The 13103-nt window shown below is 70.1% G+C and carries 10 protein-coding genes; 5 read left to right on the top strand and 5 right to left on the bottom strand.

Annotated elements, in window-relative coordinates; all coding sequences use genetic code 11:
• Window positions 1-37: 37 nt before the first annotated feature.
• The 4 genes from ACGFI7_RS40695 to ACGFI7_RS40680 form a co-directional block, all read right to left on the bottom strand.
• Window positions 38-583 carry a hypothetical protein gene (locus ACGFI7_RS40695; RefSeq protein WP_393414842.1) on the bottom strand — a complete coding sequence of 182 codons (546 nt, stop codon included), beginning with the start codon at window positions 581-583 and terminating at the stop codon, window positions 38-40.
• Between the two features lie 83 nt (window positions 584-666).
• Window positions 667-2331, bottom strand: a complete 1665-nt coding sequence (locus tag ACGFI7_RS40690; RefSeq protein WP_393414840.1) for a ParB/RepB/Spo0J family partition protein — start codon at window positions 2329-2331, stop codon at window positions 667-669.
• 155 nt (window positions 2332-2486) lie between these two features.
• Complete coding sequence (locus ACGFI7_RS40685) at window positions 2487-2939, bottom strand: single-stranded DNA-binding protein (protein ID WP_393414837.1); 453 nt, start codon at window positions 2937-2939, stop codon at window positions 2487-2489.
• Between the two features lie 314 nt (window positions 2940-3253).
• Window positions 3254-6073 (bottom strand): BTAD domain-containing putative transcriptional regulator, encoded by a 2820-nt coding sequence (locus tag ACGFI7_RS40680; RefSeq protein WP_393414834.1) that lies wholly within the window; start codon window positions 6071-6073, stop codon window positions 3254-3256.
• Between the two features lie 461 nt (window positions 6074-6534).
• On the opposite strand from ACGFI7_RS40680, the gene ACGFI7_RS40675 reads away from it, so the two are divergent.
• Window positions 6535-7050 carry an HAD family hydrolase gene (locus tag ACGFI7_RS40675; RefSeq protein ID WP_393414831.1) on the top strand — a complete coding sequence of 172 codons (516 nt, stop codon included), beginning with the start codon at window positions 6535-6537 and terminating at the stop codon, window positions 7048-7050.
• 385 nt (window positions 7051-7435) lie between these two features.
• Window positions 7436-8167, top strand: coding sequence for a hypothetical protein (locus ACGFI7_RS40670; RefSeq protein ID WP_393414829.1), 732 nt, complete (start codon window positions 7436-7438; stop codon window positions 8165-8167).
• A gap of 55 nt (window positions 8168-8222) precedes the next feature.
• Here the strand turns inward: ACGFI7_RS40670 and ACGFI7_RS40665 are convergent, their stop codons facing one another.
• Complete coding sequence (locus ACGFI7_RS40665; RefSeq protein ID WP_393414826.1) at window positions 8223-9635, bottom strand: sporulation protein; 1413 nt, start codon at window positions 9633-9635, stop codon at window positions 8223-8225.
• Window positions 9636-9830: 195 nt separating this feature from the next.
• Here ACGFI7_RS40665 and ACGFI7_RS40660 point away from each other — a divergent pair, with 195 nt between their 5' ends.
• Genes ACGFI7_RS40660 through ACGFI7_RS40650 form a run of 3 tightly spaced genes read left to right on the top strand, consistent with a single transcriptional unit; the run spans window position 9831 to window position 13045 of the window.
• On the top strand, window positions 9831-10856 hold the full coding sequence (locus ACGFI7_RS40660) for an NAD-dependent epimerase/dehydratase family protein (RefSeq protein WP_393414823.1): 1026 nt from the start codon (window positions 9831-9833) through the stop codon (window positions 10854-10856).
• A gap of 56 nt (window positions 10857-10912) precedes the next feature.
• Complete coding sequence (locus ACGFI7_RS40655; protein ID WP_393414820.1) at window positions 10913-11668, top strand: HD domain-containing protein; 756 nt, start codon at window positions 10913-10915, stop codon at window positions 11666-11668.
• A 12-nt stretch (window positions 11669-11680) separates the two neighbouring features.
• Window positions 11681-13045 (top strand): hypothetical protein, encoded by a 1365-nt coding sequence (locus tag ACGFI7_RS40650; RefSeq protein ID WP_393414817.1) that lies wholly within the window; start codon window positions 11681-11683, stop codon window positions 13043-13045.
• The last annotated feature ends 58 nt before the right edge of the window (window positions 13046-13103 follow it).

The following is a 13103-nucleotide window of genomic DNA, read 5'->3' as shown; positions in this document are numbered from 1 at the left end:
GCCGCGCGACGGACGGCCGGGACCAGAGGAGGCGGGATCACAGCGCGGTGAGGAACTCCTCGTCGCTCGGCAACTGGTCGAAGCGCCATCCCATGACCAGCGCCACCGGCCAGTGTCCGGATTCGGCAGGGTGGGCGGCGGCGAAGCGGCCGCGGTTGTGCGGGGCGGCCTGGCCGCCCCGGTACACCTCGAAGACCTGGGAGTCGAGGTCGACGAGGTAGCCCCATTCGCATGCGGGGTGGTCGACGGGATGGGAGGAGGCGTCGGCGATGACGCCTGCTCGCAGCATCGCCTCGGGGTCGCCCTGGGTTTGCCAGAGCAGTTCCATCCAGGTGATCTCGTGGGTGGAGGCGTGCGGGTCGGCGTACTGGCCGTACCGCTCGATGTCGTCGGCGGTGGGCCGGCCGGAGGTGGCCACGCGCAGCGCGGCGACGCGCTCGCGCAGGACGTCCGGCGTTCCTACGGCGGTGCGCAGCCATGCCAGCACCAGCAGGCCGATTCCGTCCGGGGCTGAGTCGTAGTGGTTGTAGGCGATCTTCTGGGTCTGGTCGGCGACGAAGCCGACGAATCCGCGGCTGGCCATGGTCACCAGCTCGCCAGGTCGGTGCTGATCATGCGGGGTCCTTCTGGATCGTGGGCGGGAACTCGGCTGCCGGCGGGTGGCGGTCATGCCACTCGGAGATCGTCGGTGTGATCGGCCGGCTCCGCCTCGCCGGGTTCGGGGCTGGCGGAGTCGGGTTCCGGGGTGCCGGTGGTGGTGGGGCTCGGGTGCTCGGGCGCGAGGGCTTCGTCCGGAGCGGTGGACTGCTGAGCAGCGGGGGTCGGGTCGGCTGGTGTGTCGCCGAGGTACGGGACGCCGTCGATCAGGGCCTGCTCGATGGGCGCCGGCACGTACGCCTTCTCGCCGAGCTCCGGCCCCAGCTCGTTGACCAGGAACCGCAGCCAGACGGCGGCATCGGCGGTCGAGCAGGGGCTGTGGCGGCCCTCGCGCCAGGTGTTCTTGCACTCGGCGGAGGCCACGCTCATCTGGTACTCCCAGGCCACCGCGATCGGCAGGAGCTGGAGCATGGTCAACCGGCCGGGAGCGGCGGTGGCCAGGGCCGCCTGCAGGGCCGCGGGCCCGCCGAGCTTGCCGTACAGCGTCGACAGCGAGGCCGAGCCGAGCTTGTCGCGCACCGGCGCCGGCATGTCGTTGAGGACCCGGGTGATGAACCTGGCGACCGGCTTGGGCGCGCTCTTGCGCGCCAGCAGCGTGGCCAGCCACTCCTGTCGGACGGTCGCGGCCGCCATCCACGCCCGGTTGCCCTGGACGACGACTTTGCGGGACGGGCCGTCATCCGCGGCTGCGGCGGACGGTGGAAGGGTGATGGCCGGCGGCGGGGTGTAGCCATGCCGTTCGGGGGTGCTGCAGTACATCTCGGGCCGCTCGGTGCGCCAGCTGTGGAAGAACGCGCCCCGGCCGGGGCAGTCGGTGTGCTGCTCGGGGTCGAAGCCCTCCACTCTGCCGGTGAGCCGGCTGAGCCGGACGGCACCGGCCGGTTCGTCCTCGGTCACCGGGATGCCGGCAGCTTCGAGGTCGGCCAGCGCCTGGGCGTGTGCGGCCGCCTCCTGGCGTTCGCGGCGCACCCGTTCGATGGCGTGCCGGCCGCTGTGCCTCCCGCTGGAGATGTAGGAGTCGATCTGGGACAGGGCCTCCTGGTCGCCGTCGAACTCGTCCAGCAGCGCGAGCTCGTCCAGCGTCCAGGCGTACTGCATGGCTTGGGCACTGCTGCGGGTCTGCTGCGACAGCTTGCCCGCGGCGATGGCCTGGGCGACCTGCTCGCGGGTGCGGCCGGTGCGCTTGCGGATCTCGGTCCGGGAAGCGCCCAGCTGGTGGGCCATGAACAGAGCGCGGGACTGCTCGAAGGGGGTGAGGCCGAGGCGGAAGTCGTCGTCGTTCTCCACGACCTGGTCGACCAGCAGGCTCGCCTTGTCCTCGGCTGTGGTCAGGTCGATCAGGCACAGCAGCTTCGGCAGGTTGATCGTGATGGCGCCTTCCAGGCGGCGGTTGCCTTTCACCACCCACCAGCGGTGTTCCTCCTCCCCCGCGCCGCGCTCGTAGTCGGCCGGGATGGGGATGACGGTGACCGGGACCTGCAGCTGGGCCTTGAGCGAGGCGCAGAATTCCTGGGTGATGTGGTAGTCCTCGCGCACGTTGTCGGGGAAGTGGCCGAGCTGGCGTACCGGGATCCGCGCGAGACGGAAGTCTTCCGGCAGTTCCAGGTCGGCGTCGGGCTCAACGATCGCGGGAGCGGAGGCGGATGGCTCGGGCGCTTGGGTGGTGAGGGACATGGGGCGGTGACTCCCATCGGCGTGAAGTGGAGGAGGGCTCCCGCCGCCCGCCCATCCGCGCAGGCGGTAGCGCGGAGGACCCGGCGGGGCGGGCGGCGGGAGGAACGAAGAGACGCCGGCGGGAGGGGCGCCGGCGTCTCTTCGGCTCGGGTGGTTCAGGCCGCGGCGGCGGGCGCGGTCTCGTCGGCGGCGGAGGCGCCTTGCACCATCCGCGGGGAGGCGGCGCTGGGCTGCGACGGGTTGGAGCTTTCGCTGACCATGCTGTAGCGCGAGCACAGCCCGATCGCCGTGGCGGTGATCTTGATGATGCTGCGTACGGTCGGGTGACCGGCGCGGTCCTTGGACTCAAAACTCCGGGCGACCATGTCGCAGCCCTGGACGACGAGCAGGTGGCCTTTGCGGTAGGACTCGCCGGCGCGGATGGCCGCGACCCCGTAGGCGACGACCTCGACCGGCCGGGCCGGAATGTAAGGCGAACCGTCGCGGCCGGGCGTCGGTGGCCCGTTGACCTCCAGCCTGGCCGACCACATGGCGGGCGAGTCGCCTTTGGCGGGGAAGAAGCGGGGCGGGAAAGCGATCCTGCCGGTGATGCTGATCTGGATGTCCATGTGCGAGGCCCTTCCTCGGCCGGCGCCCCTGTGGGGCCGGCGGACTTGATCGGCTGCCGGAAGAGCTGGCCGTGTGGTGGAGCCCGTCCCGGCAAGGCAGACCCGGCGCCGCCGCGGGCGAGGTGCGCAAATCGGGTGGTGCCGGCCGCGGCAAGATGTTTTGCGCCAGCAAAAGATCTCTGCGGTGGCGGGCACGAGCCTCGGCGAGAACCCGGTTCGCGCGCCGCGTCAAGGCGGCGCACAGTCAGCCGGCCGGGACGAGCCCGCCACCCGGTCTCGGAACCGGGCTGATCGCGGATGCCGCGTCGGGGCGGCTACACGGCGAGCTTGGCGCGGCAGCGCTTGGCCTGCTCCACTCCCCCGTCCGCCTCGAACACCACGGCCGCCTCCTGGTAACGCTCCTCAGCCTCCTGCCGGCGGCCCAACGCGGCCAGCGCGTCACCGGCCAGTTCCTGCGCGCGTGCCTGCCCAGCTCGGTGGAGTAGCTCCGTACTCAGCTCCCACGCCTGCTCGCTCAGCCGCAACGCCGGCTCCGCGCGACCGGCGTTGAGCGCCAGCACAGCCAGTGTCTGCACTGCCAGCCACAGGTAGGACCGATCCTGTGGTTTCTCAGCGAGGTGCTCAGCCACGGCCACCGCCTCGTGGCCCAGAGCGAGCGCGTGTTCGTGGTCGCCGCGAGCGCTGAGCACGGTGGCCATCGCCCGCAGGCAGGCCAACTCCGCATAACCGTTGGCGATCTCCCGGGCGATGCGCAGCCCTCGGCCGGCGTCCGCTTCGGCTTCGCTCAACAGAGCGGAATGGCCGGGGTCGCTCGAGAGCTGGCGGCGGCACACGGCTCGCAGCGCCAGCGACCGCGCCAGCCCAAGAAGGTCTTCGCAGCTCTCCCGCGCGCTCACACAGTCGTCCAGCAGCGGTGACGCCCGTCGCGCACCGCCCGGCCCATGCATGATGAGCGCGGCCAATCGATGACGTACCTCCGCGGTCAGGCGCACGTCGGTGGGCGAGAGAGTCTGCAGCAGGCGACGCCACATGTCGGCGGCGTCGCGGTGGCGGCTCTCGCGGTACAGGTAGGACGCCACGCGCAACGCCAGCCCCATGGCCAGGCGCTGCTGACCGTGTTCGCTGGCGATACGGACCACGTACAGCAGATTCGCCACCTCGGTGGCCATCCAGCCGTCGGCGTCGTCCACGATCAACCGGCGGACGTCCGGCGGCGCGAACATGACCATCCCCAGCGCCCTGACCGGCGGGTCGTGCGGCTTGCGGGCGATCTGCTCGTCGGCCAGGCCGGCGAGTTCCAGCCAGCCCAGCAAGAGCCGGTGGATGGCCTGGTCACGTTCGTTGGGCCGCTCGACCAGGCGCGCGGCGGCGAAGACACGCAGCAGGTCATGCTGCCGGTAGCGCGGCTGGCCCAGTGAATCGACCCCGACCATGGACAGCAGGCTGCGGCGGCTCAAGCGCTCCAGTATCTCCTCGACGTCGTCGACGTTCCCGCCTCCGAGCATCGCCATCTCCCAGCCGGCGAACCCGCCCGGTCTCAGCAGCGACGCGAGGCGGAAGGCCCGCGCTTCGGGATCCGGCAGTGATTCGTAGCTGTCAGCGATTCCGGCCTCGACCGTCATTCCGTCGGCCTGCAGCATGCTCAGCAGTCGTTTGCGCAGTCGGGTGCCGAACGTCGCCAGCGGCCAGTTCGGCTGTCCGGACAGCTGGGCGCCGGCGATCCGCACCGCCAGCGGAAGCCCGTCGCAGGCGTCGACGATGTCGGCGGCGGCGGACGCGTCGGACTGGATGCGCTCGGCACCGATGATCTCGCCCAGCAGGTTCAGCGACTCCTCCGGTGACAGGGGATCCAGCCGCACCATCCGCATGCCGGCTCCGCCGACCAGTTGCGCGCGGCTGGTCACCATCACCGCACATCCCGGCGTACCGGGTAGCAGCGGGTCCACCTGGTGCATGCCGGACGCGTCGTCGAGCACCACCAGGACCCGGCGGCCGGCCAGCACGGAGCGGTACAGCGCGGTGCGGCCGGGGACGGTGGCGGGCAGGTGGCCGAGTTCGACCCCGAGCGCGGCCAGCACCTCCCCCAGCACGTCGGTGATCTCCCGCGGCTGGTCGGACATGCCGGCGAGATGCACGTAGACCTGGCCGTCGGGGAAGTGCGGTCGCAGCAGGTGCGCGACCTGATGGGCCAGGGCGGACTTGCCCACTCCCGGAGGGCCGCTGATGGAGGCGATGGACATGCGCCCGGTGCGTCCGGCGGTGCGCAGATGGCGCGCCAGTTCTTCCATCTCCGCCGCGCGACCGGTGAAGTCGCTCACCGCGGGTGGCAGCTGTGCCGGAGGCAGCCCCCCGGCTCCCCAGGCGGTGGGGTTGAGTGCTTGCTCGTCTTCGTCCAGGGTCCGGAGGTCGAGGGTGTCGTTGGCGATCTCGTCACGCAGCCGGCGCAGCCTGGCCCCTGGGTCCGCTCCGGTCTCCTGGGCCAGCGTCGTCACGAGGCCGTCGTAGTGCTGCAGCGCCTCTATCCGGTATCCCGCCCGGTACAGGGCGGTCATCAGCAGCGCGTTGAGCATCTCCGACAGTTGGTCTTCAGCCAGTTCCCGGCGTAGGTCGCCGATCAGCTGATGGTGCTCACCCGTCTTCAATCGGGCTTTGAGGAGGTCCTGCTGGGCGACCTTGCGTTCCCACAGCAGTTCTTGCCGCCATGTCGCCAGACGGATGGGGTCTTCTGGTACGTCGGCCAGAGGAGGATCGCCCCATAAATCCAATGCTTTTCGTAACGAGGCGACTGCGGCATGTTGATCACCGGTTGATATCTGGACTCGGCCCTCCTCAACCAGCCGCCGGAATTCAGTCAAGTCGAAACCGTCTTCCGGGCGTAGCACGATGCGGTAGCCATGACCACGCGCGGATGGAATGCGCCCTGGAAGCAGTTGGCGAAGCTGCGACAAGGCGGTCTTCAGCGAATTGTCCCGGCCGTAGGTGTCACCCCAGACCGCCTGCATCAGCGTCTCAGCGACGATCCCGTCGGAGCCGGCCAGCAACAGTGTCGCCAACAGCGATCGCCTGGTACGCGTTATCTCGACCGACTTGTCCTCGTCCTCGACGTGGAGCCGGCCCAAGATGGCGAACCGCACAGGAGCCCCCATTTGCTACGTGAAAGGCGATCGGTGATGTGACAGCAGTGATTCCTGATCAAATCTGACCATTATGGATATTACTGCGCAAATCCGCCGGAAGATCATGACCAGGCGACAACCACATCACAACCAGGTCAACACCATGATCTGACAGGTTCGCGGCTCTACGGGTCATGGACCTGGCCACGAAAATAAGCTAGGCCATATCCCTCATTTCTATTGCCCCGAAATGCGCATGCGTTATCTTCTTCGGGTGCAGGGTGCTCGGCGTCCCGGAGTGAACCGCTCCTGCGCCGCTGACTTCTCTCCCAGATGCCCCAGCCAATAGGCTCGGGCAGTGAGTAGGACCTTCGTCTTCGATGTCGGCGAGACCATCGTCCGTGACGACCGCTACTGGGCGTCCTGGGCCGACTGGCTGGACGTACCCACGCATACCTTGTCGGCGCTCGTCGGCGCGGTTGTCGCTCAGGGGCGGGACAACGCTGACGCCCTTCGACTCCTGCGACCCGGATATCGATATCGGGGCCGAGTATGCCGCACGTGAAGCTGCCGGCCGCGGTGAGCATATCGAGGAGTCCGACCTCTACCCAGACGTCCGTCCGGCGCTCGCCGTGCTGCGGGCTACCGGCCACCGGGTGCTCATCGCAGGGAATCGAACACGTCACGCCGCTGAGCTGCTACGCACTCTCGACCTTCCTGCCGACGGAATCGCCACCTCAGGCGAGTGGGGCGTCGCCAAGCCGCACCCGGCGTTCTTCGCCCGCCTGGTGGAGTTCGCCGGCGCTCCACCGGAGCGGATCGTGTACGTCGGCGATCACCCCGCCAACGACGTCGTCCCGGCCAAGGCAGCCGGCCTCCGCGTCGCCCACATACGGCGCGGACCTTGGGGGTATCTGTGGGCCGACGATCCCGGCACGGCCGCAGCCGACTGGCGGATCACCAGCTTGGAGGAGCTCGTCCACATCACCGAATAGCGCGAACCTCTGGGCAGAATCGTCACCGGCTCTCTTAAGTACCGCGAGAGTTTCCAACAGGGCAGACTGTTCCAGGGCATCGTGTGGTTCTCCTTTGCGTGTCCCTTGGCGGTTCCACAGAGACGCACGCGATGGCCCGCTGTCGTGGAAGGCAACGCGCCGATGAGAGCCGATTCGACACCACCCGACGGGACGTAATTGCCTGGAGGGGGCGCGACTCGCACAGAAGACGATCCGGCCGGCAGTTCGCTGCGACCCGTCGGCCGGACCGCCTCTGCCTGGAGTCCTACGACAACATCTTCCGACCTCCAGCAGGCACTGGGCCGCTTCCAGACCGACTCGGCAACCTCGCTGCGGGAGGTTCGTCGCCGGTTACGGTGCTGGCATGCTGGTGCGCTTGTTGTGGAAGCCTCTGCCCGAGTCGTGGCCGGAAGCAGCGCCCCAGCGGTCGGCGGGGCTGCGCGGCCTGGCCGCGCGGGTCTGGGAGGTAGCCGCGGGCGTGCCGCGGGACGACGACGTCGAGCGGCGGGTGCGGCGAGGTGCGATGCAGGCGATCGTCCGTGAGTCCTTCCAGCAGACGGTGGCCGAGCAGGACAGCGAGCATCGCGGGCCGGCCGCGTTCGCTGAGGCGTGGAAGGCCCGCCTGGCGGCTGTCCTGGCGCAAGAGACCGTCGAGGTGACGGGCTGGGGCGAGATCACCATCGCCGAGCTGGACATCGATCTGGGGTGGAGCCTGTACGAGGCGGCCAGCCGTGCCCGGGCAGAGGCGATCGCGCGGGCCGTCGCCACACCCGGCTGTCGTCGAGGGGCGGATGACGGGCCGACCGTATCGTTCGAGTTCTCGATCGCCGCCGATGGGGATGGTTCGCTGGGGCGTGTCCAGTACGCGATCTGCGAGTCTTGCGGCGTTGGCCTGCTGAAGAAGATCAGTTTCTCGCCCGAGTGGCACTGCTGCGGGTTCGGCACGCTGGCCTTGCGTGAGCTGGAGACCCGCCACCCGGCCCTGACCTGGTACACCACCGGCCAGTATGCGCATGCCCAGGGCTTCTATCAGCGATACCGGCACCGTAGCGACAGCCCCTGGACCGCCGATCAGCACCCGTGCCCGCACTTTTGACAGCTCGAGCGCCACTGCTGGAGAGCGGAACTGAACGCCCTTGCGGGCGCGTGGCTTATGCGGGGATGCGGAGCTCGTGGCGTACGCGGTGGCGGAACTGCCGCACGCTGGTTTCTGCCTCCCACGGGGTCAGCGCGTGCAGGAGGTCGTTGACGTAGGTGAGCGACCGGGTGGAGGCGACACGGGAGAGGATGTCCACGGCGCGGTGCCCGTGCTGGAGACCTTCGTCCAGGCGGCGGGCTTGCAGGTGCGCGGATCCGACGATGGCGTTGCGCATGCCGGCCGAGCGCGTGTAGGTGAGGGTGGGCATGGTGGCCATCTCCTCGAACCGCATCACCATGTGCGGCATCTGCAGGTCGCGGTGGATCTCGGTGGCGTCGGCGGCCAGCCGGGCGTGGGTGAAGAAGTCGATCCAGACGGGGTCGCCGTCGTCGGGATGAGCCTGACCGAGCAGGGTCTCGGAGTGGGCCAGCGCCAGGGCGGCGGCCCGGCGGGCGCAGGCGCGTCCGTGTCGCCGCGCGGCGCGGGCGTGAGCGCGGGCCTCGACCAGCTTGAAGAACGCCAGCGTGCGAGGGGTGGCGTGGTCGCGGGCGCGCTCGTAGGCGCCCTGCGCCATGTCGATGGCGTCCTCGACGTGGTCGTTGAGTCCGGCCTGCAGGGACATCGAGGCCAGGATGTAGCCGCCCAGCGGCACGTCGCCAGCAGCGCGGGCCAGGCGCAGGGCCTGGATGTAGTGTCGTTGAGCGCCAGGCTGGTCGCCGACGTCCCAGGCCGCGTATCCGGCCAGGCGGCCGAGTTGGGCGGTGGCAGAGAACAGCTCGCGGCCCACGGCGTCGGTGTAGCAGCCCTTCAGCAGTGGGACGGCGCGCTCGCGCAGGCATGCGGCCACCAGGGAGGAGCCGAAGGAGCCGCCGCCGTACTTGGAGTCGATGTGGCGGGCGTGCTCGGCCGCGTCCCGGAGTTCGGCCAGATCGGCGGCGCCGACGCGGCGGCCTCTTGACTGCGGGGGCTGGAGGGCGGCGTCGGCGTCGGCGGGCTGGATCAGCCACCGGGTGCTGGGCGTGCTGAAGGCCGCGGCGGCGAAGGCGAGGCGGCCGAACGCGCGGCGGTTCACCTGGTCTCCCAGGGTCCACCAGGCGGCGGCGACATCGATGGCGCGCGGAAGCTCACGAGGGAAATCCAACCCGATCTCGAGGGAGGTTGTCGCCGGTTGCGGCATGCCGATTTCGGCGACGCTGACGGGGCGGCCGAGCCGTTCGCTCAGGGCGGCCGCGATCGCTCGCGGGGTGGGCCAGCGCGGGGTCATCCCGGAGATCCAATTGGCGACCGAAGTGTGGGTGTAGCAGGCGGCCTTGCCCTGGGCCTGGCAGTGCTGATTGACCCGGGCGGCCAGCGCCTTATGGCTGGCGCCGGATTCGGCGATCAGCTTCTCCAGCGCGAGGTTCGGGGGGTGCCCAGATGCGGCCACGACGCCTCCTGGAGGCTCAGTGATGGCTCCGCGCGAACGTGCCACATACGGTAACGCCGGCGGGGCAGCCGGTGAACCTGATCGGCGCTTTGTGAGCCCCCTCATGTGCCCTGCCGGGCGCCGCCATGTTCCGGTTGCGTGGAAGACACCAGCCGGCCGGATCGGTCGGCGCCACGAGCGAGGAGGTGAGCGCGCATGTCCCTGCACCAACTGGCGGGCACGACCGTGCTCGTCACGGGAGCCGGAGGACTGATCGGCAGCCGCCTGACGGCGCAGTTGCGCCGGATCGGCGCGCGCCCGGTGTCTGTGTGCAAGATCGACGCCTACCCTCGGCAGGTGTATCACGACCACTTCGGGATCAGCCTGGACGACCCCGACTTCCACGTCGGCGACATCGCCGAGCCCGGAGTGGTGGACAAGCTCATCGACGGCTGCGACTACGTCATCCACGCCGCGGCCCTTGCCGACGTCGCCGCCTGCACCCGGCGCTCGGTGGATGCCATCAAGACCAACGTCATCGGCACGCAACGCGTGCTGGAGGCCGCCGCCGCGACGCCGAGCGTGCGTCGGGTGGTGTTCGTCTCCTCCGCCAGCGTCTACGGCAACCAGCCCCCGGACGAGGACGGGTTCACCCGGTTCACCGAGGACGCGCACCTGCAGCCGGTGTCGATCTACGGCAGCACCAAGGCGTGCGGCGAGTTCCAGACCGCGACCGTCCTGGGCGAGGCGGGCACCTCGCATGCGATCGTCCGCTACTTCTCGGTCTACGGCGAACCGCAGGTCGTCAAGGAGAACAGCCACTCATGGGTGGTGGCCTGGTTCTCCATGCGCGCCGCACTCGGGCTGCCGCTGCACCTCAACGGCGGCGGCCACCAGGTTCGCGACCTGGTGCACGTGGACGACATCGCCACCGGCACCCTGCACGCCCTGATCGCGCCGGCGGCCCACAACCAGACCCTGAACCTCGGCACCGGCACTGCGACCACCATCCGGCAGGTGGCCGAGCTGGTGCGCCGCCACTACCCGGGCGCCACCGTCACCGAGACGCCGCGGCCGCCCGGCGACCCGCTCGGCGGTTGCGCCTGCACCCGCCGCATGGCCGAGCTGCTCGGCTGGCAGCCCGGCATCACGGTCACCGAGGGCGTCGCCCGATACGCGGCTTGGCTGAAAGACACTCCGTCGGCGGTGCCCGCTTGGCTGCGCCACCCTTCCGCCGCCTGATTCCTGCCCCGCCGTCCCGGCCGCCCTGTGGGTGGCCATGCCCGGGAGAGATGTCCATGTCAGCACGCCCTCAGCCTGCCCTCTCGCTCCGGCAGGCCGCCCTGCAGCGGCGCCTGCCGCTGCACCAGGTCATGGACCAGCCCACCCTCACCTGGATCGCGGCCCACCGGCCCGCGCGGTCCACCTGCACGGTGGCCGTGCCTGATCCGCCGATCCCGATGCTGCCCGAGGTGGCCTGGTTCGCCCTCGTGCAGGCCGTCGACGGCATCCACGGCGTCCGGCACAACGCGCGGGTCTGCTTCCTGGCCGATCTGCTGGCGCGGCACCACGGCCTGGACGACGAGCAGAGCAACGCCCTGCGTCTGGCGGCGGCCGTCCACGACTGCCGCCGCCACGACGACCGTACCGACGCCGGGCATGGGCAACGGGCCGGCCACTGGTTGGCCCGTCACCATCAGGCCGTCACCGCCTCGCTCGGCCTGCACCTGTCGACCGAGGCGGTGACGGCCGCCTGCGCCGCCGTCAGCCTGCACAATGTCGACCACAACGGCTTCTCGGCCGCCCAGCGTGTCTGGTACGCGCGGGCACCGCAGCTGACCGACCTGCTCAAGGCCGCCGACTGCCTGGATCGCTACCGGCTGCCCCTGACCCGCTGGTGGCCCGACCCCGCCCGCCTCCGCGTGTCTGTGCCCGCCTGGATGCACGACGTCGCCGTCGATCTGATGCTGGCCAGCGAGCAGGCCCGCCTCGACGGCGCCACCCATCACGAGGCCATCACCGTCGCCTGCCACACCGTCTCCCATCTGCCCTAGGAGCCTCCTGCCATGGACTTCGACGTCTCCACCGTCACCGCGCCCGCCTTCGCCGACCCGGTCTGGGAGGATACGCACACCGACTACAGCCCTGGCCATCGGCCGCGCCCCGTCCCACGCGGCCTGGCCGCCGACGACACCGAATGGCGCACCTACCTCCAGCACACCCCCAACGGCTGGCTGCTGCGCGCCGGCTCGCTGCTGGAGACGCTGGCCAGCGGACGGCCGATCTACCTCATGCACACCACCGCCAACCTGGCGGCCATCCGCGCCAGTGGCCAGCTCTACCAGGCCCCCGGCTGCATGGTCGGAGCCTTGTACTGCGTCCTGCTCACCCCCCGCCCTGCCGGGCTGCGGCCCCACAACCTGGGCGCCTGGCTGCTGGCGAACAAGGCCCACCGCGACATCCTGATCTTCGAGGTCACCCCTGGCGGGCCGGTGCCTGCCAAGGGGATCGACTACCTGCGGCTGGGCACCGTGCACCTGGCCTCCTACCTCGACAACCGAGCCTTTCTCACCCCAACCGAGGACAACCAGCTGCGCGCGGCGGCCGTGCAGCGAATCCGGCAAGCAGCAGACGTCCTGGACATGCTTCTCGCCGTCGCGTGCGGGACCGCCACGCCGGCCGACCGGTTTCTCGACCAGCTCGCCGCCGCAGTGCCCCTGGTGCCGTTCCTTGGCTATCTGTACTTCGAGGCGACCTCGGAATATCTGATGCTGCACTCGACCGGTCCGCAGACGCGCGCCTGCGCCGAAGCCGGGGAGATGAACACGCTGCTGTCCAAGGACCTGGCGTTCGCCGCGGTGGACACGATGGGCGAGTTGTTCGACCTGGCGTTGTTCCGGCCCGACCACGCCCGGCTGCGCGAGCTGATCAGGCAGGTCGAACCCGGCCTGGTCGACGGCGTCGCCGAGTACGTCCGCCACCGCCTGGCCCACCTGTTCGCCTGCGTGGCACTGGACCCCTCCCAGGACGCCTCCGCCGTCACCTTCGCCCAGGCCACGTTCGACTCACTCATCCGCACGGCACCCGGGCTGCTGGGGCAGATGCTGTTTCGGATGGTGCGTACCAGCCCCCGCTACCCGCAGCTGTACCCGGCCTTTGAGCAGCCCAAGGCGAGCAGAGCATCGGCGTTCTGGAATGCCCAGGGGATCCCCGCGCCGTTCAACGGGGTGATCCCGAAGGGAGAGATCGGCTTGAACATGGCCTGGCCCGCCGGCGCCCGCGTCTGGACCTCCGAGGTCGGCCAGGGGTTGCTCCACCCCGTCGAGGAGCTGGCGCTCACTTTGGTGCCGCGGCTGTCGGATCTGCGCGACACCGCGCTGGGCCGCGCCCGGTTCACGCTGCCTGACGGTGACCAGCGGCGCAAGCACTGACCCGATCTCCGCTCGCCCTGAAAGCGGCCGTCGCCTGGGGTAGTCTCGGCCCTTTCCT

Origin of the sequence: Nonomuraea sp. NPDC048826, assembly GCF_043198225.1 — a bacterium.
Classification (GTDB): domain Bacteria; phylum Actinomycetota; class Actinomycetes; order Streptosporangiales; family Streptosporangiaceae; genus Nonomuraea.
This window is presented reverse-complemented; position numbering and strand designations above follow the sequence as displayed.

Bases quoted from the DNA above. Each gene is read 5' to 3' on its own strand.
- ACGFI7_RS40695 (WP_393414842.1), bottom strand. From the start codon at position 583: ATGGCCAGCCGCGGATTCGTCGGCTTCGTCGCCGACCAGACCCAGAAG.
- ACGFI7_RS40690 (WP_393414840.1), bottom strand. From the start codon at position 2,331: ATGTCCCTCACCACCCAAGCGCCCGAGCCATCCGCCTCCGCTCCCGCG.
- ACGFI7_RS40685 (WP_393414837.1), bottom strand. From the start codon at position 2,939: ATGGACATCCAGATCAGCATCACCGGCAGGATCGCTTTCCCGCCCCGC.
- ACGFI7_RS40670 (WP_393414829.1), top strand. From the start codon at position 7,436: ATGCTGGTGCGCTTGTTGTGGAAGCCTCTGCCCGAGTCGTGGCCGGAA.
- ACGFI7_RS40660 (WP_393414823.1), top strand. From the start codon at position 9,831: ATGTCCCTGCACCAACTGGCGGGCACGACCGTGCTCGTCACGGGAGCC.
- ACGFI7_RS40655 (WP_393414820.1), top strand. From the start codon at position 10,913: ATGTCAGCACGCCCTCAGCCTGCCCTCTCGCTCCGGCAGGCCGCCCTG.
- ACGFI7_RS40650 (WP_393414817.1), top strand. From the start codon at position 11,681: ATGGACTTCGACGTCTCCACCGTCACCGCGCCCGCCTTCGCCGACCCG.